Origin of the sequence: Arthrobacter sp. WCS2018Hpa-7 (assembly GCF_031843805.1) — a bacterium.
Classification (GTDB): domain Bacteria; phylum Actinomycetota; class Actinomycetes; order Actinomycetales; family Micrococcaceae; genus Arthrobacter.
The window spans coordinates 74230-99045 of the sequence record NZ_JAVTJB010000001.1 but is presented as its reverse complement, the minus strand read 5'-3'; the positions used below and the strand labels follow the sequence as shown (position 1 = coordinate 99045).

General features: G+C 63.3%; 23 protein-coding genes. 14 read left to right on the top strand and 9 right to left on the bottom strand.

Annotated features, from left to right (window positions below; all coding sequences use genetic code 11):
* The first annotated feature begins 39 nt into the window (after window positions 1-39).
* The 7 genes from RQH14_RS00475 to RQH14_RS00445 all read left to right on the top strand — a co-directional run bounded on the left by RQH14_RS00475 (window position 40) and on the right by RQH14_RS00445 (window position 6091).
* Window positions 40-927: a polysaccharide deacetylase family protein gene (locus RQH14_RS00475; protein ID WP_396136260.1), complete on the top strand. Its 888-nt coding sequence runs from the start codon at window positions 40-42 to the stop codon at window positions 925-927.
* Between the two features lie 39 nt (window positions 928-966).
* On the top strand, window positions 967-1377 hold the full coding sequence (locus RQH14_RS00470; protein WP_311211384.1) for an MmcQ/YjbR family DNA-binding protein: 411 nt from the start codon (window positions 967-969) through the stop codon (window positions 1375-1377).
* A gap of 96 nt (window positions 1378-1473) precedes the next feature.
* A complete protein-coding gene (locus RQH14_RS00465) occupies window positions 1474-2100 on the top strand; it encodes a hypothetical protein (RefSeq protein ID WP_311211383.1) in 627 nt (208 codons plus the stop codon).
* A 176-nt stretch (window positions 2101-2276) separates the two neighbouring features.
* Window positions 2277-3686: an N-acetylglucosamine/diacetylchitobiose ABC transporter substrate-binding protein gene (ngcE, locus tag RQH14_RS00460; protein WP_311211382.1), complete on the top strand. Its 1410-nt coding sequence runs from the start codon at window positions 2277-2279 to the stop codon at window positions 3684-3686.
* Window positions 3687-3691: 5 nt separating this feature from the next.
* Window positions 3692-4708 carry a sugar ABC transporter permease gene (locus RQH14_RS00455; RefSeq protein WP_311211381.1) on the top strand — a complete coding sequence of 339 codons (1017 nt, stop codon included), beginning with the start codon at window positions 3692-3694 and terminating at the stop codon, window positions 4706-4708.
* On the top strand, window positions 4708-5601 hold the full coding sequence (locus RQH14_RS00450; RefSeq protein WP_311211380.1) for a carbohydrate ABC transporter permease: 894 nt from the start codon (window positions 4708-4710) through the stop codon (window positions 5599-5601). Before RQH14_RS00455 ends, RQH14_RS00450 begins: the two co-directional genes overlap by 1 nt.
* Before the next feature lie 169 nt (window positions 5602-5770).
* Window positions 5771-6091, top strand: a complete 321-nt coding sequence (locus RQH14_RS00445; protein WP_311211379.1) for a putative quinol monooxygenase — start codon at window positions 5771-5773, stop codon at window positions 6089-6091.
* Between the two features lie 60 nt (window positions 6092-6151).
* Here the strand turns inward: RQH14_RS00445 and RQH14_RS00440 are convergent, their stop codons facing one another.
* Genes RQH14_RS00440 through RQH14_RS00415 form a run of 6 tightly spaced genes read right to left on the bottom strand, consistent with a single transcriptional unit; the run spans window position 6152 to window position 11401 of the window.
* Entirely contained in the window at window positions 6152-6676 is a 525-nt protein-coding gene (locus RQH14_RS00440) for a flavin reductase family protein (RefSeq protein ID WP_311211378.1), read from the bottom strand.
* A gap of 1 nt (window position 6677) precedes the next feature.
* On the bottom strand, window positions 6678-7049 hold the full coding sequence (locus RQH14_RS00435; protein ID WP_311211377.1) for a cupin domain-containing protein: 372 nt from the start codon (window positions 7047-7049) through the stop codon (window positions 6678-6680).
* A gap of 2 nt (window positions 7050-7051) precedes the next feature.
* Window positions 7052-8524 (bottom strand): 4-hydroxyphenylacetate 3-hydroxylase N-terminal domain-containing protein, encoded by a 1473-nt coding sequence (locus RQH14_RS00430; RefSeq protein ID WP_311211376.1) that lies wholly within the window; start codon window positions 8522-8524, stop codon window positions 7052-7054.
* Window positions 8521-9207, bottom strand: coding sequence for a DUF2848 family protein (locus RQH14_RS00425; RefSeq protein ID WP_311211375.1), 687 nt, complete (start codon window positions 9205-9207; stop codon window positions 8521-8523). The genes RQH14_RS00430 and RQH14_RS00425 overlap by 4 nt, the downstream gene beginning before the upstream one ends.
* 35 nt (window positions 9208-9242) lie before the next feature.
* Entirely contained in the window at window positions 9243-10037 is a 795-nt protein-coding gene (locus RQH14_RS00420) for a carbon-nitrogen family hydrolase (protein ID WP_311211374.1), read from the bottom strand.
* Entirely contained in the window at window positions 10034-11401 is a 1368-nt protein-coding gene (locus RQH14_RS00415) for an MFS transporter (RefSeq protein ID WP_311211373.1), read from the bottom strand. The genes RQH14_RS00420 and RQH14_RS00415 overlap by 4 nt, the downstream gene beginning before the upstream one ends.
* Window positions 11402-11620: 219 nt before the next feature.
* Here RQH14_RS00415 and RQH14_RS00410 point away from each other — a divergent pair, with 219 nt between their 5' ends.
* On the top strand, window positions 11621-12262 hold the full coding sequence (locus RQH14_RS00410; protein WP_311211372.1) for a GntR family transcriptional regulator: 642 nt from the start codon (window positions 11621-11623) through the stop codon (window positions 12260-12262).
* Here the strand turns inward: RQH14_RS00410 and RQH14_RS00405 are convergent.
* Window positions 12259-12552: a DUF503 domain-containing protein gene (locus RQH14_RS00405; protein WP_311211371.1), complete on the bottom strand. Its 294-nt coding sequence runs from the start codon at window positions 12550-12552 to the stop codon at window positions 12259-12261. The genes RQH14_RS00410 and RQH14_RS00405 overlap by 4 nt on opposite strands.
* A gap of 160 nt (window positions 12553-12712) precedes the next feature.
* On the opposite strand from RQH14_RS00405, the gene RQH14_RS00400 reads away from it, so the two are divergent.
* From RQH14_RS00400 to RQH14_RS00375, 6 genes are all read left to right on the top strand, one after another.
* A complete protein-coding gene (locus RQH14_RS00400) occupies window positions 12713-14776 on the top strand; it encodes a cellulose biosynthesis cyclic di-GMP-binding regulatory protein BcsB (RefSeq protein ID WP_311211370.1) in 2064 nt (687 codons plus the stop codon).
* Entirely contained in the window at window positions 14766-16475 is a 1710-nt protein-coding gene (locus tag RQH14_RS00395; protein ID WP_311211369.1) for a hypothetical protein, read from the top strand. Before RQH14_RS00400 ends, RQH14_RS00395 begins: the two co-directional genes overlap by 11 nt.
* Window positions 16475-18433, top strand: a complete 1959-nt coding sequence (locus RQH14_RS00390; protein ID WP_311211368.1) for a glycosyltransferase — start codon at window positions 16475-16477, stop codon at window positions 18431-18433. The genes RQH14_RS00395 and RQH14_RS00390 overlap by 1 nt, the downstream gene beginning before the upstream one ends.
* Before the next feature lie 114 nt (window positions 18434-18547).
* Entirely contained in the window at window positions 18548-19732 is a 1185-nt protein-coding gene (locus RQH14_RS00385) for a GGDEF domain-containing protein (protein WP_311211367.1), read from the top strand.
* Complete coding sequence (locus RQH14_RS00380; protein WP_311211366.1) at window positions 19729-20232, top strand: hypothetical protein; 504 nt, start codon at window positions 19729-19731, stop codon at window positions 20230-20232. Before RQH14_RS00385 ends, RQH14_RS00380 begins: the two co-directional genes overlap by 4 nt.
* Window positions 20229-21653, top strand: a complete 1425-nt coding sequence (locus RQH14_RS00375) for a bifunctional diguanylate cyclase/phosphodiesterase (RefSeq protein WP_311211365.1) — start codon at window positions 20229-20231, stop codon at window positions 21651-21653. Before RQH14_RS00380 ends, RQH14_RS00375 begins: the two co-directional genes overlap by 4 nt.
* 76 nt (window positions 21654-21729) lie before the next feature.
* On the opposite strand, the gene purL is transcribed toward RQH14_RS00375, so the two are convergent.
* Both purL and purQ read right to left on the bottom strand, forming a co-directional pair.
* The gene (gene purL / locus RQH14_RS00370; RefSeq protein ID WP_311211364.1) at window positions 21730-24039 is read right to left on the bottom strand and encodes a phosphoribosylformylglycinamidine synthase subunit PurL; all 2310 of its coding nucleotides are present in this window, start codon (window positions 24037-24039) and stop codon (window positions 21730-21732) included.
* Window positions 24036-24815 (bottom strand): phosphoribosylformylglycinamidine synthase subunit PurQ, encoded by a 780-nt coding sequence (purQ, locus tag RQH14_RS00365; protein ID WP_311211363.1) that lies wholly within the window; start codon window positions 24813-24815, stop codon window positions 24036-24038. Before purQ ends, purL begins: the two co-directional genes overlap by 4 nt.
* Window position 24816 lies beyond the last annotated feature (1 nt).

The window sequence follows — 24816 nt, the reverse complement described above, 5'->3', positions numbered from 1 at the left end:
ATTTCAGCTGAATCATTTCTTGAGTCTTGGGGGACAGCCATGTTCGGCGGCCATTCTGCGGTGCCATTTTCCACTCCCAGCAGACGGGCCGCTTTCGGAATACTCGGCGCTTCCGTTGTGGCGGGCCTGACGGCTTGTACTGCACCTGAAAGTTCGACGCCGGTGCTGACGCCCACTGGCACTGCCGGGCCGCCAGAGGTGCCGGGGCCGAATGGTGCGCTGGGCGTCGGAGGCGAGGTTCCGACGTCGTCCGCTTCACCGACGCCGACCCAGACGCCCACCACCACCAAGCGCATCCGGCGCACGTTCATCCCGGACTACCAGCTCCCGCCGATCGTGGGCGGCCTTGCACCGGTGATCAGCAAGATAGAAACCAAGCACCCGGTGGTGTTCCTTACCATCGATGACGGCAATATTAAGACGCCGGAATCCGTGAAGCTGATGGCGGAGTACGACTACCCCGCGTCACTGTTCCTCACCAAGGACACCGTGGCGGAGAACCCGGCCTTCTTCAACGCCTTCAAGGCCCAAGGCAGCCTGATTGAGAACCATACGGTCACGCACAACATCAACATGGTCCGGCAGTGGGGTTACCAGCAGCAGGTGAACGACATGGTGGGAATGCAGGAGTACGCGTTCCAGCACTACGGCCGCCGTCCCACACTGTTCAGGCCGCCTGGAGGGGCCTACTCCAACGTGATGCGGCAGGCCGTGGCGGCGTCGGGCATGAAGGCAATCGTCACCTGGGAAGCCAAGGCCAACGCGGGGAAGATGGACTATCAAGTGGGGAACTCCCTGCGCCCGGGTGACATTGTGCTCATGCATTTCCGAGCCGAATTCGCGGCCGACCTCGCTGCTTTCCGCGCGGCCCAGTTGGCTGCGGGGCTGGAAGTGGTGCTGCTGGAGGACTTCCTGGGCGTGGCGTAGACGGGGCCGCGCCCCGCCGCAAACCAGTAGGCTCGCTCCATGGACGTCTCCACCCTCCGCGACATCTGCCTGGGCTTTCCCGGCGCTTTCGAAGACTTCCCCTTCGGACCCGAGACGTCCGTGTTCAAGGTGCGTGCCGCCGTCGCCGGTGGTGCCCGCCACGAGGCGAAGATGTTCGCTCTTTCCACGATGGATCCGGACAACTGGTCCGTAAGCCTCAAGTGCGAGCCCGCGTTGGCGGAGCAACTCAGGGCAGCGAACCCCGAAATCACGGGTGCCTGGCACATGAACAAGACCCATTGGAACGGTGTCCGCCTGGATGGAACCCTGTCCGACCACATGGTGCGGGACATGGTGGAGGACTCCTATGACCTGGTGGTGGCCACGTTGAGCCGCAAGCAGCAGGAGCAACTCGGCTGGGCGCGGCTCGCAAAACCGCAGGGCAACTGACACGCCCGCGCACACCCTCCCCACGGCGCTGACATGGGGCTAGATTGATACTGCATACCTAACGACCTCAGCTGCGGGCTGGTCAGGAGCGGTTTGATGCTGGATCAGAAAACACTGGACCACCTATGGAACTTTCGCGATCCTGCTGCCTCGGAAGCCAGATTCCGCGCCGCGATGATCGAGGAAATGTACGACGCCGACGAACGCGATGAGTTGGCAACCCAGCTTGGGCGGGCCATCAGTTTGCAAGGCCGGTTCGAGGAAGCCGATGCGCTTCTGGATGACATCGACGACGACGAGCCCACCGTGGGCGTGCGCATCCTCCTGGAGCGCGGACGGGTTTTGAATGCCGGCGGACGCCCCGCCATGGCCGTTCCCCTTCTGGAGCAGGCCGCCGAGTTGGGGGACCACCTTGGTGAGGAATTCCTGGCCGTCGATGCACTGCACATGCTCTCGCTCGCGGATGCCGCGCACGCCGAGGTCTGGATGCGAAGTGCCCTCGAATATGCCTCGACAGCCCGTGATGAGCGAACCAAGCGCTGGATGATTGCTTTGCACGTTAGCCTCGGCACGTTTCTTAGCGGTAAAAAGCGGCTCACTGAAGCCATGGTGGAGTTCCAATTGGCCGATCAATGGGCGGAACGACTGGGATCCGAGGGGCAGAAGGCTTTGGCCAGGGAGGCCATCACGGAGTGCGGGAAGGCCCTCGCCGAAGGCCCGTAGAAAGATCACGCTTTGACAAATGTTGATCGAAACTGCCGCGAAATATTGATTTTCGATCATTCGTGGTGAATTATGTCACAGAAGGTTGGTGCTGCCAGAGCGCCAACCCAGACTGTCTGACTGAACGGCTTTCCCGCCGCAACAGTCGACACTACGAGTCACTGGAGGGTTTAGAAATGAACGTTCAGCACCAGTCCGTCGGTCGCCGTGGATTCCTGCGCGGAGCACTCGCTGCAGCCGTGCTCGTGCCCATGGGGGGAACCATTGCTTCATGCGCCGCAGGTGGCGGCACCACCACCGCCGGCCCCACAGGCACCGTCTCTGACACCAACCCATTCGGCATGGCAGACAAGTCCACAGTAGACGCCGTGATCTTCAAGGGCGGCTACGGGATCGACTACGTCGAGTTCGCAGGCAAGACCTTCGAGAAGACGCATGAAGGTTCCACGGCCAAGATTTCCCCGTCCACGGACATCGCCCAGGAGCTCCAGCCGCGCTTCGTCGGTGGCAACCCGCCGGACCTGATCGACAACTCCGGCGCGAAGTCCATCGGCTTCAGCACCATCCTTGCCCAGCTCGAGGACCTCACCAGCGTTGTGGAGGCCAAGAACCTTGAAGGCAAGGTCATCAAGGACACCCTGTACACAGGCGTACTGGCTCCGGGCACGTTCGACGGCAAGCTTGCAGCACTGAACTACGTCCTGACCGTGTTCGCTGTTTGGTACTCGGACGCCCTGCTCAAGGAGAACGGCTGGACCGTTCCCAAGACCTGGGATGAGATGTACGCGCTCGGCGAGCAAGCCAAGGCCAAGGGCAAGTACCTGTTCCTCTGGGGCAAGGAAGCAGCCACGTACTACCAGGAAATGGCCATCGCCTCAGCTATCAAGGAAGGCGGCGACGACGTCCGCCTCGGCCTGGAGAACCTCACGGCAGATTGCTGGTCGCACCCGGCCGTCCAGTCCGTTTTCACCGCTTTGGACAAGATCGTCAAGGCCGGCTTCTTCAAGCCCGGTGGCGCCGGTACCCAGTTCACGGCCGCACAGGCACAGTGGAGCAACGCCCAGGAGGCCGTGTTCTACCCGTCAGGTTCGTGGATCGAAAACGAAATGAAGGACCAGACCAAGTCCGGCTTCAGCATGATGGGTGCTCCGGTTCCCTCCGTCAGCTCCAGCCCCAAGAAACCGTACGAATCCCTGCACAGTGCCGCAGGCGAACCGTTCATTGTTCCGACGCAGGGCAAGAACGCCGCAGGTGGCAAGGAAATGCTCCGGGTCATGCTCTCCAAGGAAGCTGCCACCAACTTCGCCAAGACCAAGCTGGCTCCCACCATCGTCAAGGACACCGTTCCCGCTGACGGCTTCGGTTCCACGGCGCTGGTTTCGCAGACCAAGCTGCTCAGCGATGCCGGTGAGAACATCTACACCTGGAACTTCATCGACCTGTACGGCACCAACAAGGACCAGCTGGTTGTCTGGAACTCCTTCCTGGACGGCAAGTCGGACGTTGCAACCCTGACCTCCGCGCTGCAGAACATCACCGACAAGGTCCGCAACGACAGCTCGGTCAAGAAGATCGAAGTGAAGTGACGTCAGTGAAAACTCAGCAGAGCCGGAACGACGACGGCCTGGCCGCCGTCGTTCCGGCGCCGGCTCCACCGCAAGTGATTAGGCGGCGGCGGAAGCCGTTGACGTGGGACAAGGTCAGTTTCTTCGCGGTCTTCCTCGGACTGCCGCTGGCGATCTATCTCCTGTTCGTGATTTGGCCGTTCGTGCAGGCCTTCGGTTATTCGTTGACGGACTGGTCCGGGTTCTCGCCCACCCAGAACTTCATCGGACTTGAGAACTACGGCAAGATCTTCACGGACGACATCTTCATGAAGGCCATGGGAAACAACATCCTCCTGGTCATCTTCCTCCCGATCATCACCATCATCCTGAGCCTCGTGCTCGCGTCCTTGGTGACCGTTGGGGGCAGCAGCAAAGGCCAGATCAAGGGTCTGCGCAACTCCAGCTTCTACCGTGTTGTCTCGTTCTTCCCGTACACCATCCCCGCAATCGCCATCGGCATCATGTGGGGGCAGATCTACGATCCTTCCGGTGGCCTGCTGAACGGCATCCTCACCGGGATGGGACTGGACCAGTTCAAGGACTTCGCCTGGCTGGGTGACAAGAACACTGCCATGATCGCCACCATGTTCGTGATCGTCTGGGGCTTCGTTGGCTTCTACATGGTCCTGTTCGTGGCCGGAATCAAGGGCATTCCTGCCGAGCTTTTCGAAGCCGCCAGGATCGACGGCGCGGGACGCTTCCGCACCGCAATGTCCATCACCATCCCGCTGATCCGCGACAACATTCAGACCGCCTATATCTACATGGGTATCCTGGCCCTTGACGCGTTCGTCTACATGGCCGCGCTGAATTCGGGCGGCGGCCCGGACAACTCCACGCTGGTGATGGCGCAGCAACTGTTCTTCACCGCCTTCAGCAAGGGACAGTTCGGTCTCGCCAGCGCCATGGGCGTTGTCCTCGCCATTGCCACGCTGATTTTCTCCGGACTGGTGTTCGTGGTCAACCGGCTCACCGGCGGCGACAAGGATGTGAGCCTGTAATGACAACTAAACTCTCGACTCCGGAAATGAAGTCCCTGCACTTCCAACCGCGGAAACCGGCAACAACCACGGGCGACAAAGTGGTGGGAGCCGTTTCGCACACGGCTCTGACCATTTGGACCCTCATCGTCATCCTTCCGCTGCTGTGGACGTTCATGTCATCGTTCAAGACGTCCAGCGAGATTTTTGCCTCGCCGTTCGCCTTGCCGGCGGAATGGAAGCTGGATAACTACATCAAGGCCTGGAGTGAGGCCGGCATCGGAAGTGCCTTCCTTAACTCGGTGCTGGTGGTGGCTGTCGCCCTGGTGATCGTCATGGTCCTCGGCGCGATGTGTGCCTACGTCCTGGCCCGGTACACGTTCCGCGGCAGCAGGGCCATCTACTACCTGATGCTCGCCGGGCTGACGTTCCCGATCTTCCTTGCCATGGTGCCGTTGTTCTTCGTACTGAAGAACATGGGACTGCTGAACACCCTGCCGGGCCTGATCCTGGTGTACGTGGGCTTCGCACTGCCGTTCACGGTGTTCTTCCTCTTCTCCTTCTTCAAATCGCTGCCGCACGAAATCACCGAAGCAGCAGCCCTTGACGGCGCAGGGGAGTGGCGGACCTTCTTCCAGGTCATGTTGCCGATGGCCAAGCCGGGCCTCGCCTCGGTTGCCATCTTCAACTTCCTGGGCCTCTGGAACCAGTTCCTGATTCCGGTGTCCATCAATGCCGCCGGCCCGCGCGTCCTGTCCCAGGAACTCGCGGCCTTCGCCGGCCAGATGGGCTACGCAGTGGACTATGGCGCGCTGTTCGCAGCCGTCAGCGTCACCGTCATTCCGGTGCTCATTGTCTACGTGATCTTCCAGCGCCAGCTGCAGGGTTCCGTTTCGCAGGGCACATCCAAGTAGCACATCCACGCTAAAAACAGCGTTCGACGGCGGTCCTCACCTATGGTGCGGGCCGCCGTCGAGTTTTTGTACAGCTCCCGCCCTTTAGAAGGCCGGTTAAGGGCATCTCCTGTACAGAAACTCTGTCAGGATGGAACGGATTCTGTAGTGCAACGAAAGGCAACAGCCCGTGATCTTCATTGTGGTCAAGTTCAACGTCAAGCCCGACTGGTCCGAGCGCTGGCTGGACCTCGTGGGAGACTTCACCCAAGCAACCCGCGCTGAGCCCGGGAACTTGTGGTTCGACTGGTCCCGCAGCGTGGATAACCCCAACGAGTTCGTCCTGGTGGAAGCCTTCCAGGACGATGCCGCCGAAGCCCACGTCAACAGCGCCCACTTCAAGAAGGCCATGGCGGACATGCCCCAGGCCCTCGTGGAGACGCCCCACATCATCAGCCGGCAGTTCGAGGGCAGCGGCTGGGACCGCATGGGTGAGCTGACCATCGCGTAGCAAAGAAACAGGCGGTGCCGGACTCGTTGAGCCCGGCACCGCCTGTTTAAACGCTACTCCTCAGAACATCCAGGGAATCTCGGCATGGCCGAAGTCGCTGAACGAGCCGAAGCGGCCTGCCTTGAACGCGAGCACTTCGCCGTCCCGGTCCCGGCACGTGGTGACCTGGCCGAAGAAGACCTGGTGATCGCCGACGTCGTACTGCTGCACCACGCTGCAGTCCGCCTGGGCGAGGGCGCCCTTGATGACCGGAAGGCCGTTGTCGGTGATGTCGAAATCGCCGTCGCCGAAGCGGTCCCCGCCGCGGACGGCGAACCGCCGGGCCACGGACTCCTGCTTTGCGCCGAGGATGGACACCGCGAACTTGCCGCTCTCCAGCAGTGCTTCGCCGGTCCGGGTGCCGAAGTTCAGGGAGATCATCAGAATGGGTGGTTCCAGACTGATGGAGGTCAGGGAGCTGATGGTCATCCCGTATTGCTCGTCCTCGTGCTGGGTGGTGACCACGGCGACGCCGGTGAGAAAACGGCCCATGGCGCGGCGCATCCCCATGGCGTCGGGGATGGTGAAGGCTGGTGCCAGGCTCATGTCAGTTGCTCCGCTCCGCTGGTGCCGGATCCGTGTAGTACCGGACTTCGAACATCTTTGCGCCATTCTCCGAGACCCACGGACCGTGTTCCATCCCCGGCGGACGGGTGGCCCAATCTCCCGCATTGAAGGTCTTGCCGAGACGCTGATCCACGAACGAGCCCTCGAAGATAAACACTTCTTCCCAGAAATCGTGGGTCAGGACGCCGTTGGGGGACGTGTCCGTGCCGGGCTCGAATTTGAGGACCCGGGTGACGCTGTCGTTGTCCGAGTCGCGGGCGAGGATGGCCTCCGACAGGCCCTCGATGTGCGGGTTGCAGGGTGCGAAGTCCACCGAGGATACGGGGGTGAACTCGAATTCGGGCTTTGCCATGGTCAGATCCCCTCCGATGCGGTAGCGCCGTCGATGCTGTAGGAACCCAGGAACGTGTCCAGTTCGGCTACCAGCGCGTCATAGCCGTAGTTCCGGTAGGTGTAGGCGCCGCGGACAACGAACGGCGCACCGGCGTAGAACATCTCGTACTGCTGGTGGCGGCCGGCGAACTCGGACCCGATGATGTCCCATGCGAGCTTGAAGAGCTTGACGCGGTCCTCGCTGCTGACGCCGGGGGACTGGACGTAGCGTTCCATGTCCGGCCGGGTCACACTGCTGGTCATGTCGGCAATGCTGGACGGCAACTGCAGGACGCCGCCGCCCACCAGGTCCCTGAGGATCGAGATCACGCGGGGGTACGTTTCTGACTGCAAGCCCATGGCCCCATACAGTGCGCTCTTTCCGGGAACCCTCATGCCGGCGTCGTCCGTTGTTGCCGTGTATTCCGCGGCGAGAACCGCTGACTCAACGGACTGCACGATTGCGGCGAGTTCGCCGAGCTTCTCCTGGACGCCGGGGATCTTGTCCGTGCCGTTCACCTGCGTCACTTTGCGGGCCACGGAAGCGATGAACTTCAGCTTGGTGGAGAACCGGATCTGGGCCTGCCAGTTGCCCAGGGCGTGGGCACCGGTGTCGAAGAACTGGCGGCGCAAGGTATCGATGTTCCGGTTGATGAACACGCGGTCCCAAGGAATGAGCACGTCATCGAAGACCACCAGCGCGTCCGGTTCGTCGTAGTGGCTGGTCAGCGGGTAGTCGAAGTCGCTGGTGGCAGCCGGCGCAAACGGGCGGCGGCAGTAGAGCTTCAGGCCGTCGGTGGCCACGGGGATGGCGAAGCTGACGGCGAAGTCAACGTCGTCCGGGCCCAAGGGCTTGATGCAGGTGACGAAGACTTCGTCGGCGATCGCGGCGCCTGTGGCGAGCATCTGTGAGCCGCGGACAACAATGCCCTCTTCGGTTTCACGCACGACGCCGACCTGCAGGTACTCGCCTTCCCAACCGGACGCTGTGGTTGCGCGGGAAACCTGCGGGGGAATGATCGCGTAGGAAAGGTACAGGTTCTCGGACAGGATCTTCTTGTAGTACCGCTCCACATTGCCCGCGAAGTCCCGCTCATCATTCTTGAACACATCCGGGTGGGAACCGAACGCGGCGAAGAAGGTACCGACGTGATCCGGGCTGCGGCCAACCCAGCCGTGGGTGTGCTTGGCCCACTTTTCGATTGCCTGGCGGCGAAGGACGAGTTCCTCCTGGGTACGGGGAGCGGCGAAGGTCCGGTTGGCCGGTCCGTCGATCTCCTCGGAGTGGAATTGCATTCCGTTGGCGGGATCGGCTGCGATGTCGAACAGCTCGGACATGGTCCGGGCAACCTTCGCGAAGGCCGGGTGTTCCAGGACGTTGCCGACCACCTCGCCATCGAGGATCACTGTCCGGCCGTCGTTCAGGGACTTCAAATACTGCTTACCGGTTCTCATCGAAGTGAGCCTTTCTTGATTTTGTAGTTATGTTCGATTGTGGTCCCATTCGGGAAGGAGAGCTCCAACTTCCAGGAAGTTCCATCGATGAACTTCCCGTCCAGCAATGGCAGCGTGCCACCAAGGCACATGAAGTCGGCGTCGCCAATGTCGGTACGCTCCAGGAGGCGCTCGACGACGTTGGCCGGCTTGCGCAGGCCGCTCAGCGAACCCTCCTGGTACAACTCGCCGTCCACCCACGAGCGTGCGGTGCACTGGTCGAGGTCGAGGTCTTCCAGCGACTCCACTTCGATGACCTGGGCTGCGACAGGCTTGGGGCAGGCGCGCTTGGAATCGCCGATGTCCTGGGCCTCGATGTCGCGGTCCGTGTGGTCCGAACCGATGCCGAGGTAGTACTGGCCGTTGTGGCGGATATAGAGGGGCTCGATCTCGCCGGAGGTCAGGTTCTCGGTGGTGTCGTGCTCACCGGAGGTCTCGAAAAGGTCCGAGTCCATCCGGTAGAACATGGGGACCTCTGGTGGTGGAGCCACTCCGATGGCCGCCAGCTCATCGATGTGGTGCTGGACTGCCTTCGGGTCCCGGCCTGTGTAGCCGGCCACCACTCCGTGGAATTCCGTGACCACGATGGTCTTCTCTGTGCCCACCACCTGGAAGGTGAGCGGGACTTGCCTTGTTGTTTCCATTCCGTCTCCTTGAATGCCTTTCAACGGGCTTGGTTCTAAACGGTGAGTGTGTCGTAGGCGTCGAGGCGGTCTCCGATGACGGGGAACTCGCTGCGGACTGCCTGGACCTGCAGGGGATCGATGTCCACCAGGAGCACTGATTCCCCGGCGTCCGCTTCGGCAAGGACGTTGCCGGCGGGATCCACCACCCGGCTGTGCCCGCCGAGTTCCACACCTTCCTGGCTGCCTGCGGCGTTGCAGGCGATCACGAAGATTTGGTGCTCCACAGCCCGGGCCGTGGTGAGCAGGCGCCAGTGCTCCCGCCGGGCTGCGGGCCAGGCTGCTGGAACGATCACGATCTCCGCGCCACGGTCGCTCAGCTCCATCCACAATCCTGGAAAGCGGAGGTCGTAGCAGGTGATGCCTGCAACGGACCCGAAAGGCAAGGGGGCTACGGGGAGGGAAGATCCAGCGGTGAGGAGGCTTGCCTCCTTGGACTTGTACCCGAAGACGTGGATCTTCCGGTACGTGTGGACCACGCTGCCGTCCGGTCCCAGCAGGATGGAGGTATTGCTGAGCCGGCCGTCGTCGCCCGCCTCGATGATGCTGCCGAGATGAAGGTATACCCCAAGGTCTTTGGCTACCCGTGAGCACATGGTCACCGTGGGGCCGGTGAGCGTCTCCGCCAAGGCCTCGTATTCGTCGAAGTGGAAGTAGCCTGCGCTCCACAGCTCCGGCAGGACGATCAGTTCGGCGCCGTTGATGCCCCGAAGGATGTCTTCCACACGGTCAATCCGGTCTTCGCGGGTTTCGGAGTCCGGGCTGGCTACCTGGACGAGTGCGATCTTCATGCTTTTTCCTTTTCCGGGGCGCCGTGTGGGTCCTTGTCCAGGTCGCTGAGGCGCAAGCCCTTGGTTTCTTTGGCAAACATCACTGAGACCATGGAGATCAGGCCCATGACGGCGAGGTAGATACCGATCGCGTAGCCGGTGCCGAAAGCACTGTAGAGGGCCAGGGCAATGATCGGTGACAACGAACCGGCGATCAGTGATGCCAGGTTGTACGCCACTGAGGTGCCGCTGTACCGGACGTCCGTGGGGAAGAGTTCGGAGAAGAACGCACCGATCACCGAGCTGTACGCCGCGAAGATCAGCAGGCCGCCCACGGCAGCTGCGATGATTCCCCAGGTCTGTCCGGTATTGAGCAGGGCGAAGAACGCGAAGGCCCACACCATGGTGGCAATCGACGCTCCGATCAGGATGGGCTTCCGGCCTACCTTGTCTGCGTAAAGCGCCAGAATGGGAATGGCAAGGACGGCCACGCCCTGGCCGATCATGACGGCCGTGAGGCCTGTCTGCCGCTGCAGCCCCATGATCTGGGTGACGTAGGTGATGATGAACAGCGAATAAATGTAGAAGCCTGCGTTCTCGCCCATCCGACTGCCAGTGGCGATGAGGATCTCGCGCCAGTTGCGGCGGAACAGGATGGTCAACGGCATCTTCCGTTCTTTGTTGCCCTCGGCTTCGCGCTTCCGCTGTGCTTCCTTGAACAGCGGGGTTTCCTGCACATAGAGGCGCAGGATGAGGCCGATGACCACCAGCAGGGCAGACAATCCGAACGCAATTCGCCAGCCCCATGCCAGGAACTCGCTCTCCGGCATAGTGGCGGCGAGGATGGCCAGGACGCCGGCAGCCATCAGGTTGCCGAGGGGTGGGCCCATGTTGGGCCATGAAGCCCAGAACGCGCGCCGGGCGCTTTCATTGCTGTGCTCGGAGACGAGAAGGACAGCGCCGCCCCATTCGCCGCCGAGGGCAAATCCTTGGATCAAGCGGAGCAGCAGGAGCAACAGGGGTGCTGCGAGGCCGATCGCTGCGTACGACGGGATGAAGGCAATGAGGGTGGTGGCGACGCCCATGAGCATCAAGCTGGCCACCAGCGTGGCGCGCCGGCCGTGCTTGTCGCCAAGGTGCCCCAGGACTATGGCGCCGATGGGGCGGGCCAGGAAGCCGGCAGCGAAGGTGCCGAGGGCCAGCATGGTGCCCACCATGGGATCGTCGGTGGGGAAGTAGAGCTTGTTGAATACCAGCGCTGCGGCGGTGCCATAGAGGAAGAAGTCATACCACTCGACGGCCGTGCCGGCCAGGCTCGAAGCAGCCACCACGGGCAAGCTGGAGTGCTTCTGTTGCCTCAGTTCTGCTTTCTTCAAATCGGTCATTGTGGGGATCCTTTGCGAGTGGGAGCCGCGGAGCTTCCGGTGAGTCGGGCCGCGGGCCCCAGGAAAATTGGGGTATTTCCGATGCGTGAGCAGAGTCACTGAACAACACTGTAGACGAGTTGTATACAAGCTGTCTATATTTGAGGAAGAAGTTTTCAGGAACGTCCCGAACAGTCTTGAATGCAACTCGTATACTGGGCTACGCGAGAAAGGCTCTGCATGATCCAGATGACCCCCACTGCACAGTCGCAGCCAGAAGTGGCCTACCAGTGGATGAAAAGCTACATCGCAGCCCTGCCCCGAGAGGAAGAAACTTTCCTGAACGAGGGAGTCCTGGCCAAGACCACGGGTACCTCACGAACACCCGTGCGGGAAGCCCTGTTGCGCCTCGAAGCTGAGGGATTCGTCAAGCGGATCCCGCACAAGGGCGCCTATGTGCCACCCATCTCCGACCCCGATGTCCGCGCCATCCTGCAAGCCAGGTCGGTGGTGGAAAAGTGGGCCGTCTCTGCTGTGGAAACCATGCTGGATGCCCAGATCGATGCCTTCCAGCACGTCATCGACCAGCAGCAGGAAGCCCGGGATGATCCCGCCAGGTTCATCGAGCTCGATACCGAGTTCCACACCCTCATGGTCCGTGCAGGCGGCAATCCCGTCCTCGCCGACTTCTACGCCTCACTCCGGCAAAAACAACTCAGGATCGGCGTCAAAGCCGTCACCCAAGGCACGGATCGCGCCGGAGACGTCCTCCGCGAACACCAATTGATCGTGGACGCGCTCCGCAGCAGAAGCCTCGACGCAGCGCACCAAGCAATCGACGCGCACCTGGATTCCACCCGCCTGGCAGTTATCGGGTACTAGTCCTCGCTGTGCAGCTCACGCTGCCGCGCACTGAGCAGCTCAAACTCCGGCCGGGCAGCCACGAACCGTTCAACGGCGTCGAGCACTTGCTGAAGGTGGGCGTGGTCCGGGGCCACCAGCGCAGCGCCAATCAGTGCGCGCCGATGCTGGTCCTGGAGCCCGGTCTCCGCAGCTGAGACGTCAAAGCGCCGCTTGAGCTCGGCCACCAACGGGCGCACCACGGAGCGCTTCTCCTTGAGGCTATGGACGTCGCCCAAAAGGACATCGAATTCAACCCAGCCGATCCACATGGTTCATTATCACCGCAGGTGAGGGCCGGAGGCGCCGTGTTCTTGATCAAATATTGAGCCAATGCAGCAAGGCGCCTTGAGTTCCGTTCGGCAGTGTCAATGAGGTTGGCCTCAAACGGCTGACGGACTCATTCGCTGCTAGTTACTCAGGACTGACATCGTGCCCCAAACCCCCGCCCGGCTACGCCCGCGGCTCCACGCACCCTCCCATCCGGCCAGGATCCTGCTGACCTGCGCCGCCACCTTTGCACTGGCCACCGTCAGTGCGTTGGGAGTTGCCGCCGCACCTGCCTCCGCCTCACCGGCAGACGCCTCTCCGGCAGTCACCTCTTCTGGCCAAGGATCGGCTGTACGGGCGAGCTCCAGCGTTTCAGCGCTCGCTGGTCAGACCGAGCAGATGATCGTGGTGCCTGTGACGGCAGGTTTGGAGCCCACCCGGGTGAAGGGCGCCATCGCGGTGTCGGGAAAGCCTGAGGGGACGGTCCGGGCAACGGTCAACGGCCGGGTCATCCTCGAAGCCAACGCCGCAGCCACCGTTCCCCTGGACGAAGCCGTCAGCAACGCCGACGTTGTTGGCCAGCAGCTCACGGTGGGGCTGCAATTCATACCGGTAACGCACACCATGTGCGTGGTCTCCAACGCCACGGCGACCCTGAACAATCTGGTGGTCGACTTCAGCGGGACCGCCAAGGCTCCCACCACAGTGGGCGAGTTCTTCCCGGCGTCCGTGCCCGCCGTCGTACTTCCCGTCCCGGCGGATCCCGGCGCGGATGTTTCCGCCGCCATCATGACCGCCTCGGCCGCCATGGCCCAGCGCTACCCGGCCGCCACGGTCGCAGTGGTGCCGGAAGCCGAGCTGGTGGCGCGCGTTGCCACCCTCCCGACCGGCAGTCGGATCCTCAGCGTCATTGCAGACCAAGGTGAAACCGCCACCAAACTGGCCACGGCAGCCGGCCTTCCGCAGCTCATCCTCAGTGGTCACGACGAACAACTCCGCACCGCCGCCCGGGCGTTGGCCAGCGACAAGACAGCGCTGGCCGTGACCTCTTCCGTGACCGGCCTGACCTCGGCGCTGCCTGCCGCGCCGAGCCTGGTCCAGAGCCTAAAGGACCTGGGCAGCAGCACCCTCAAACTCTCCGGCTACGGCACCCCGGAATCCTATGTGGGCGTCACCCAGTCACAGTTCGGCGGACCGGTTTCGTCGGTGAACGTCCAGCTCAAGGGCACGCACACGGCTGTCCCGGACAACGCCCAGGCGCAGCTCTCGGTCTTCTGGAACGATTACCTGCTCAGTTCCAAGAACCTCGACGGCGGTGACACCTTCACGGTGGACGCGGAGGTTCCAGCTGGCCAGCTTCAGGCGAGGAACGGCCTCCGGATCCGTCTGGCTGCCCTCCCGGCAGGCGGCGATTGCACCGGACCCGCAGGCGGCATGCCCATGGAAGTCACCCTGGATACCGCGGGCAGCACCCTCACCGCCGCCCGCGGCGGCTCCACGAAAGCCGGCTTCGCACGGTTCCCCCAGGCCTTCGGACAGAGCGTCCCGGTAGCGTTCGGCGATGGCAACGCCCAAGCCAACACCGTCAACGCAGCGACACTGCTGGCTTCCCTGCAGCGTGACAGTGCTTCCTTGTTGGACACCCGCGTGGTGGGCCTCGACGCCCTGGCCGGTTCCAGCGAGTCAGGGCTTGTGGTGGGTGCCACCGCCGACGTCGCCAACAAGCTGTCCGCACCGCTGCGGTTGGCGGAGTTCCGCACCATCTCGCCTGACGACGTCGAATACGGCGTGGGTGCCTCGGCTCCGTACGGCGTGTTGGAGGCTTTTGAGCAGGGCGGCCGGAATCTGTTGCTCCTTGGTGCGTGGGCACCGGAAAATGACGCTGCCGCCGCGTCTACGCTTCAGTCCTCATTGGCCTCGCATGTGGATGCTGCTGAAGGCGGCTGGGCATCGCTGTCCCGGAACCTTCTGGTGACCCAACCGTCGGGAATACCTGTGCTGCTGGAGAGCAATGTGGTGGTCCCGCAGAAGGCTGTCACGGACGATTACCGTCCCTATGCCTGGTGGATCGGCGGGGCAGTGGTGGTGCTGGGTCTGGCGTTCGCAGCCCGGACTGTGCTCCTGCGGCGTCGTGCCCGGGCGGCACGGGCATATGTGGATGCTGAGCAAATGGCAGGACAACCGGCAGACGCCGCAGGGCCGGCGAAACCGGGTCATGGCAACTAGCGTCGCCACCCGTCCGCGGGCTGCACACCGGCGTCCGGCGACGCTGTCGCTGACACTGTTGCGTTCCCTGACCGGGCTGGCCACATGGGGCTGGGCGCGGCTCGGTGCCCCCGTGGTTGGGCGCAAGGTTCCGGGCACCAGGATCGTGGCGGTGGTTTCACTGCTGGTGGGGTACCTCGCCTGCCTGTACACGATCGGTCATGGCACCAACCTGGACTATTCGGATGCCCAGAGCCACCTGACCATCGCCCGGCGGATCTTCGACAGCAAAGCACCCGGCTTTGAGCAGTTGGGCACCGTCTGGCTGCCCATGCCGCACCTGTTGCTGGCTCCGTTCGTCCTGAACATGTGGTTGTTCAGCACGGGCTGGGCTGCCGGAATCCTGGGGATCCTGGCGTTGTCCGCCACAGCCACTGGCCTGTACCTGATCGCAGCCCGTCTCGGATTGGGCAGGGCCGGGCGGCTCGCCACCATACTGCTGGTCCTCGCGAATCCGGCCGTCCTCTACGTCTACACCACAGCGTTGACCGAGCCGGTGCTCATTATGTGCATCGTGGGCGGCATGGCGGGGTTGGCGCATTGGGCTACCAGCCGCCGTCGAATGAGTGCCGGTGAGCTTGCGGTCTTCGCCGGTATTCCGTCGGCCGCGGCAGTACTGTCCCGCTATGAGGGTTGGGCGCTGGTGATGACCGGAACGCTCTTCGTGCTGATCGTAGCCAGGCGCCGCACCGGCGGCTGGCGGGAAGCCTTCGTGATGGCTGGCGGCTACGTGATGATCCCCGCCGCGGCGGTGCTCTGGTGGATTTCCTACAACTGGGCTATCTACGGCAATCCGCTGGAGTTCATGTTTGGGCAATACTCCGCTTACGCGCAGCAGAAAAACATCACCGACGGCGGACTGTTGCCTACCAAGGGGAACCTGGGACTGACGCTGACTACTTTCCATTGGTCCCTGTTGGAGACGGTCGGCGTGGTGGTGCTCGCGTTGGCGGCGTGCGGCGCCGTCGTGCTGGTTTTCAGGAGGGGTTTTGCCAACAGCACCCTGCTGGTGGCGGTGACCGGCAGCGCTTACGCCTTTGCGTTGTTGAGCTTGTTCCTGGGGCAGACGGCCATCAACAACGACCATTCGTTGCCGTCAACGTGGTGGAACAACCGCTTCGCACTGACGGCGCTGCCCTTGGTGGCGATCCTGGTGGCCGTTGCGGTGGAGGAGTTCACCCGCCCGGCCCGTATCAGGCCTGTGCTGGTCGGTGTGTTGCTGGCCGGACTCGTGGTGCAGAACCTGTGGTGGGCTGAGGACCCCGCGGGCAGGCTTGCCGTCTTGGCGGAGGGCCGGATGTCCGCCGAGTCCACCACTAATTCCACGGCCGCGGCGCGCTGGCTCAACGAGCACTACGAGTCCGGCGGAATCCTGATGGATGAGAGCGCCCGGGGCAACGCCGTGCTTCCTGTCATGGGCATTCCCCTTAAGGAGATCTACAACCGTGCCTCCGGAGACTACTTTGGTCCGGCGCTGGAGGATCCCGCCAAGTATGCGCAGTGGGTCTTCGTCAACGTTGAAGCCGGAACGGGAGCACGGGACTCGGGGCCCACGGACCTGGTGTACCAGGCGATCGTGGCGAACCCGTCGTTCACTGTCCGCTACTCCGTGGCCTTCTCGACGCCAACCCACCGGATCTATGAAAGGTCCTCCCACTGATGACTTCCCCTTCACGCTTGGCGGACTCCACGCTCAACCCGCAATCGATCGGCCAGACACTGCTTTCGGCGGGGCTCGTCACCCCGGAACAGCTGCAGCGTGCGCTGGATCGCGCGGCGAGCGAAGGCGGGCTGCTGGGCCGGCACCTGATCCTGGAAGCGGGGCTGGACCGCCGTCGGATTTATGAAGTCCTGGCACAGCACTGGGACGCGCCGCTGGTGGACCTGGTGGCTGAACCTGTGGACGACCGGTTGATGGAGGTACTCGGTTACAGCGACGTTGGCGAGCCGCAATGGCTGCCATGGCGGATGGACGCTGACGTGCTGACGGTGGCTACTGCAGTGGCTCCGTCCACGGCCATCGCAGAGGAGGCTGCGCGTCGTTTCCACGCTGCATCGGTTGAATTTCGCACCACCACCGACTGGGACATCAACCAGTCCATCCAGCGTTCGTTCCGCCGCCACCTTCTCTACGAATCCGCCGAGCGCCTTGCCGAGGAGCGTCCGGGAGAGTCCGCACGCACCGCCCTGACGCCATGGCAGCGCTACTTCCCGGTGGTTCTGCTCACCGGATTAATCACTGCGTTCGTGCTGTCTCCGCTGACGGCTTTGATCGTCCTCCTGGCCGCAGCAAACGTCGTCTTCCTGGTGAGCATCGGCTTCAAGACGCTCGCCAGCCTTCGGAGCCCCTTCGACCGGTTGCATGATGCCGCGGTGGCCAAAGCCAGGGATAAGGAGAGGGCCACCCGCGGACTGCCTCCCTTGGCGGAGGAACGGGTTCCCGACGGCGACTTGCCCGTCTACACGATCCTGGTGCCGGTGTTCCGGGAAGCGAACATCATCGACAAACTGCTGACCAACCTGGGCCAGCTGGACTATCCACGTTCCAAGCTGGATGTCCTGGTCCTCCTTGAAGAGGACGACGCAGAGACCATCGCCGCCGCGAAGGCTTCGCGGCCTCCGGAATATGTCCGCATCCTCATCGTGCCCAAGGGTGATCCGCAGACCAAGCCGAGGGCCTGCAACTACGGGCTGACGTTCGCCCGCGGCGAGTACGTGGTCATTTACGATGCCGAGGACCGCCCCGAGCCCGGCCAGCTGCGTGCTTCCATCGCCGCGTTCAAACAGGACGCCTTTGAACGGGAACACCTCAACCCGGACCGCAAACCGCTGATCTGCGTCCAGGCTGCGCTCAACTACTTCAACGCGGACCAGAACGTCCTCACCCGGATGTTCACCATCGAATACACGCACTGGTTCGACTCGATGCTCCCTGGCCTGGACAACTCAGGGATCCCGCTGCCGCTGGGCGGGACCTCCAACCACTTTGTGACCTCCCTGCTGAAGGAAGTCGGGGCGTGGGACCCATGGAACGTCACGGAGGACGCCGACCTGGGGCTCCGGGCGGCCGTGGACGGATACCGCGTGGGCGTCATCAACTCCACTACGTGGGAAGAAGCGTGCTCGCAGGTGCCGGCGTGGATCAAGCAGCGCACCCGCTGGATCAAGGGCTATATGGTCACTTCGGCCGTCAATACCCGGAACACGGTGCGCTATATCAAGAGCACAGGGATTGCCGGAGCCGTCGGGTTCCTTGGCCTGATCCTGGGCACCCCGTTGGCGTTCCTGGCCTACCCGCTGGTGGTGGGTTTCACCGTGGTCACCTACATCGGCTACGACATTGTTGGCCTGGTCCTGCCCGAATGGCTGCTGGTGGGCGGCGTGGTGTCCATGCTGTTCGGCAATGCCATGATGATCATCGTTTCCGGTGTGGCCACCCTCCGCCGGCACGGATGGAGGATCGCGATCTTCGCCCTGCTCAACCCGTTCTATTGGGTGCTGCACTCCGTGGCGGCCTGGCGGGCAGCCTGGCAGATGCTCACCAGTCCGCATAAATGGGAGAAGACGCCGCACGGCCTGGAAGCGGAATATCACGACGACGGCCACTGGGTTGGGTAGGCGCCCGGTTGGAACCACCCCTGATCTTGAGCAAATCTTGAGCAAATGCCGCAGTGAGGTTGAGTAAGCCTCGCCACACTGAACTCAAAGCCGCAGGATGACCAGCTGAGGGGGTTGGACACGGTGCTCGATGCTTTCTCGGTACGGGTTGGTTTAGGCGTGGTCACAGTGACCCTCCTGGTGCTGTTCTGTATCTCCTTCCAGCGCACCCGCTCGCCCTATGCCGGCTGGTGGAGCCTGGCCCTGCTGGAATTCATGGTGGGCAACACAGCTTTCCTGCTCAACGGCACCCCCCACCAGCAGTGGGCCAACCCCGTGGGCAACATCCTGGTGGTGGCCGGAGCGTTCAGCGTTTGGGCAGGCGCAAAGACCCTTCGGGACCGGAAAGCGGCACCATGGCAGTTGGCCATCGGTCCCGCCGTCACCGCCGTCGCGTCCTTCCTGGATAGTCCAGGGACCAATGTCTGGTCCGGCGGATTCGTCTATTTGGCGATGATGACCGCGGGCATTGCCTTGGCCGCTTACGACTTGTGGTTCATCAAGTCCTCGCACTCCCAGGTCCACAAAGCCTTGTCCGTGGCGGCAGGTCTGCTGGCCGGCTACTACCTGGGCAGGTGGCTGGTTTATGCATTTGAAGGCCCGTCAAGCCACACGTTCACCACCTACTTTGGACCTGCACCGTCGGCCCTGATATCCATGGTGCTCCTGGTCACCGTGTCCTTCAGCATGACCGCACTCACCAGCGACCAACTCATCAAGGGACTCAAGGAACGGGCCGACCGCGACCACCTGACCGGCCTCCTGAACCGGGGAACCTTCCTGGACATGGCCACCACGGAACTCCACCGCCTGCAGTCCACCGGATCCGGCGCAGCCATAGTCCTCGCGGACCTTGACCATTTCAAAGCCGTCAACGACGAATTCGGCCACGGAGCCGGGGACGTGGCATTGCAGGCCTTCGCCGAAGCCTGCGGCGCCTCGGTCAGGTCCACCGATCTGATCGGGCGCTACGGCGGTGAGGAATTTATCCTGTTCCTGCCCGGGGCCACGCAGGACCGGGCCGAGGACATCGCAGCCGAAATCAGCCGCAGGATGGCAGCCACCCCGGCGCCCAAGGGCGTCGCGTTCCCCACCATCAGCTATGGCGTCACCTCCAGCATCCCCGCCGGTGCTGACTTGAAATTCATGATTGAGGTGGCGGACGCAGCCTTGTACAGCGCCAAGGCGCAAGGAAGAAACCGGATTGTAGGAGCTGACCGCCATCAGGCGGCCATTATCGCGGATGAGGCACGATCATGACCTTCAACGAACTCACCACCAAGATCCAGATCCAGCACACCCAGGAGCTGTCCGCCTTCCGGCAAAACATCACCAGTGCTCCCTACATGGCCGGTACGCCAACGTCCCTGAACGCGGACCGCCGGTCAGTCCGGATGGGTCCCGTCCAATCGGTGGAGGACGGAAACGCCAACCTGACCATCGTCGCCGACGTGGAGGGTCTAGCGTGGTTCACAGCCGACAAAGGTCTCTTGGGCAGTTGCATCACGGTGTCCATCGCCGGTCACCGCAGGAACACCGGGACCCGCGTCCACCTCCCGCTGGCAGAATGCGACGCCTGGATCGAGGCCATCCTCGGCGGCTCCTGGATCACCCACGTGTACCGCGCCGGCAAGAAGGTGGAGTCCGACGGCAGGATGGACATCGCCTCCTACCGGCTGTTCCTTGACGAGCGCCGCAATCCCGTTGCCAAGCCGCAGGCTGTCGCCGATACGACGCTGCGACGCCTGGAAGAATCGTGACCAGCACCAAGCCCCGACGACTTGTTCCCGTTGACGCTGATTCCCGCATCGAAAAACTGGAGCGGCACGTTCGCGCGCTCATGGAAGAGCTTCACCACGTCCGGCATGAGCAGCGACGCGAAGCGCTCACTGATGCACTCACCGGACTCGGCAACCGCCTGGCCCTGGTGGAGGCCTTCATTGCGGCCCGGAACGCCGCGGCCCATGGTGAGGCTCAGCCCGCGCTCCTGCTCGTGAACCTGGACGGCTTCAAGGCACTGAAGAACTCGGCCGGCCATGCCGCGGCGGACCAGGTTCTGGTCACCGTGGCGATGCGCATCCAGTCGGCCGTCCGGGAGAACGACGTCGTCACCCGCCTGGGTGCCGACGAATTCGCCGTGCTGTTGCCCGCCACCCCGCAAACCCGGGCCACCGCCGTCGGCAACCGCATCCTGGCCGCGCTGGAACCGAACATCGATCTTGGGAACAACAGCGTCCGCTGCGGTGCAAGCATCGGACTGCGCACAGCAGAGCCACACCACACCGTCGAGGACCTGCTCCAGGAAGCGGATATCGCCGTGGAGGAATCCAAGACCGAGGGCCGGAACAAGCTCAAGATGTTCGATCCCGCCACGTTGCACGCCCGGCAGCTGCAGCGGCAGATTGTGGGTGAACTCCGCGAGGCCATCCGTTCAGATCAGTTGGTTCTGAACTACCAGCCGATCGTGGAACTGGCCACGGGAAGGATCGAAGGCTGCGAAGCCCTGGTCCGCTGGAACCACCCCGTACACGGACTGATCATGCCGGACCAGTTCATTCCCGTGGCCGAGGCCACCGGACTCATCGCCGAACTGGGGAGGTGGGTCCTGCGTACCGCCGTCCGGCAGCTGCGGCGGTGGCGGGACAACCCGGCCACGGCCCAGCATGACTTCTCCATGCGCATCAATGTCTCCGCCGCGGACCTGCAGAGCCTGGAGTTCGTGGACGACGTCAGCGAAGCCCTTGCCGAGGAAAGCCTGCCTCCGGAATCGCTGGTCCTGGAGCTGACCGAGAGCGCCATCATCCAGAACAACGAGCTGGACCGCTACACCCTGGCCAGCCTGCACAGGCTTGGTGTAGGACTTGAAATCGATGACTTCGGTGCCGGATATTCGTCCATGGGTTACCTGCGGAAACTGCCCGTGGACCGGGTGAAAGTGGACCGGCAGTTCGTGAAGGACCTTGGAAAGGACCCCTCCCAACTCGCGTTCCTGGCGGCCATCCAGGAAGTCATCCGGTCCTGCGGGCTGGAAGGTGTTTGGGAAGGCATTGAAACCGCCGAGGAGGCAGCGGCCCTTCGGAGTATCGGCTGCGCCAGCGGCCAGGGGTATTACTTCGGCAGGCCCTTGCCCGAGGCTGAGTTCACGGAGCAGTTGGCCCGGCAGTGGACCTGGCCGGCTTGATCTCGATGTGGCCAAGCAAAAGGCCCCTGCCACCGTCCTTGCGGACGCTGGCAGGGGCCTTTTGCTTGGCCAGTCCTTAGCCGAAGTACTTCGGCAGCGTGGCTTCGTGAGCTTCGCGGAGAGCGTCCAGGGACAGCTCGTCCACGCCGTTGATCTCCAACTTTCCGCCGGCAGCGTCAACAACGCCGATCCGGAGGTGGGCGAAGCCGCGGGCGGTGCACATGTCCTTGAAGCGGACTTCCTCGGAGCGCGGCACGGACACGATCGCACGGGCCTGGGACTCGGAGAAGAGGGCCGTGAACAGGTCCACGCCGTCGCGCTCCATGAGTTCTTCAAGGGCGATCCGGGCGCCCACACCGTAGCGCAGCGAGGACTCAACCAAGGCAGCCGCGAGGCCACCCTCGGAGAGGTCGTGTGCTGCGTCAACCATGCCGTCGCGGGAAGCGTTGATCAGGATCTCGCCCAAGGCGCGCTCTGCTGCGAGGTCCACCTTCGGGGGCAGGCCACCGAGGTGTCCGCGGAGGTTGGACCATTCCGAGCCGTCCAACTCTGCTGCGGTGGTGCCCAGCAGGTAGATGGCCTGGCCGTCCTCGCGCCAGCCCGACGGCGTGCGGCGGGCAACGTCGTCGAGCTTGCCCAGGACTGCCACCACAGGGGAGGGGTGGATCGGCGTGGTGCCGGTCTGGTTGTACAGGGAGACGTTGCCGCCCGTAACCGGGATGCCGAGCTCCATGCAGGCGTCCGACAGGCCACGGATGGCTTCGGCGAGCTGCCACATGACATCCGGGTCCTCAGGGGAACCGAAGTTCAGGCAGTCGCTGACGGCCATCGGAACAGCGCCGGACGTGGCCACGTTGCGGTAGGCCTCGGCCAACGCAAGCTGTGCACCCTGGTACGGCTCCAGATAGGTGTAGCGGCCGTTGGCATCGGTGGCCAGGGCAACGCCCAGGCCGGTTTCCTCGTCAACGCGGACCACACCGGAGTCATCCGGGAAAGCCATGGCCGTGTTGCCGCCAACGTAGCGGTCGTACTGGTTGGTGATCCAGGCCTTGCTGCACATGTTGGGCGATGCCACGAGTTCGGTGACTGCTGCGGCGAGCTCGGACGGAGCTGCCGGACGGCCGGCATCCTCAACGGAACCGGTGAAGGTGTTGGCCTGCACCGAATCCTGCCACTCCGGGCGGGCGAACGGGCGGTCGTAGACCGGTCCGTCGTGCGCAACCGTACGGGGATCGACGTCGACGATTACTTCGCCTTCCCAGGTGATGATGAGGCGACCGGTGTCGGTGACCTCACCCAACCAGGAGTACTCCACGGCCCACTTGTCCATCACAGCTTCGAAAGCGGCGATGTTCTCCGGGGTGACCACGGCCATCATGCGCTCCTGCGACTCGGACATGAGGATCTCGCCCGGGGTCAGCGTGGGATCACGCAGCAGGACCGAGGTCAGTTCGACCTCCATGCCGCCGTCACCGTTGGAGGCGAGCTCAGACGTGGCGCAGGAAATACCTGCAGCGCCGAGGTCCTGGATGCCTTCAACCAGCGAGCCCTTGAAGAGCTCCAGGCAGCACTCGATCAGGACCTTCTCAGCGAAGGGGTCGCCCACCTGGACGGCCGGACGCTTGGACGGCTTGGTGTCGTCGAAGGACTCCGAGGCCAGCACGGAGGCGCCGCCGATGCCGTCGCCGCCGGTGCGGGCACCGAACAGGACAACCTTGTTGCCCTTGCCGGAGGCGTTGGCGAGGCGAATATCCTCGTGGCGCATGACGCCCACAGCCAGTGCGTTCACCAGCGGGTTGCCCTGGTAGACGGAGTCGAAGACCATTTCGCCGCCGATGTTCGGCAGGCCAAGGCAGTTGCCGTAGCCGCCGATGCCGGCAACGGCACCGTGCATGACGCGGGCGGTGTCCGGGTGGTCGATCGCACCGAAGCGCAACGGGTCCATCACGGCAACCGGGCGTGCGCCCATGGAAATGATGTCGCGGACGATGCCGCCGATGCCGGTAGCGGCACCCTGGTAAGGCTCAACGAACGACGGCGAGTTGTGGGACTCGATCTTGAACGTCACGGCCCAGCCGTCGCCAAGGTTGGTGACGCCGGCGTTCTCGCCGATGCCCACCAGCATGTCCTTCTTCATTTCCTCGGTGACCTTCTCGCCGAACTGGCGGAGGTGGTTCTTGGAGGACTTGTAGGAGCAGTGCTCACTCCACATGACGGAGTACATGGCCAGCTCGGCGCCGGTGGGCCGGCGGTCGAGGACCTTGACGATCTCGTCGAATTCGTTCTGCTTCAGGCCCAGCTCGGCCCACGGGAGTTCCGTGTCCGGGGTCTTGGCAGCGTGCTCAACGGTATCGATGTTGAACTTCTTGGTGGTTTCCGTGGTCACTTGTCGCCTCCCACAATCTTGGTCAGTACGGAGGTGAAGAAGCCCAGGCCGTCGGTGTCGCGGGGAGCGCCATCCAGTGATTCAGGACCAAAGCCCGTCTCCACTGCGTGCTCGGGGTGCGGCATGAGGCCCACTACGTTGCCGGCTGCGTTGGAGATGCCGGCGATGTCGCGGCGGGAGCCGTTCGGGTTGAAGCCCACGTAGCGGAACACCACGCGGCCTTCAGCCTCAAGGGCATCGAGGGTCTTCTCGTCGGCGATGTACTGGCCGTCCTGGTTCTTCAACGGCACAATGATTTCCTGGCCGTCGGTGTAATCCACGGTCCAGGCGGTGTTGGCGTTCTCCACGCGCAGCGTCTGGTCGCGGCAGATGAACTTCAGGTGGTCGTTCTTGATCATGGACCCGGGCAGCAGGTGCGACTCGGTCAGGATCTGGAAACCATTGCAAATACCCAGAACCGGCAAAGGATTAGAGGATGCAGCACCTGTTGCAGCCTTAATGATCTTCGACATCAACGGAGCGAACCGGGAAATGGCGCCGGCACGGAGGTAGTCACCGTAGGAGAAGCCGCCGGGGATGATGACCGCGTCAACATCGCCGAGTTCGCTGTCGGCATGCCATAGCGGCACCGCCGTGGCGCCTGCAAGCCGCACTGCACGGGCGGCGTCGCGGTCGTCAAGGGTGCCGGGGAAGGTGACGACGCCGATCTTGGCGCCTGCCAACCGGGGTTCTGCGGCGACGGCTACAGCCTCGCCAATCAGGGGGATCGACGTCATA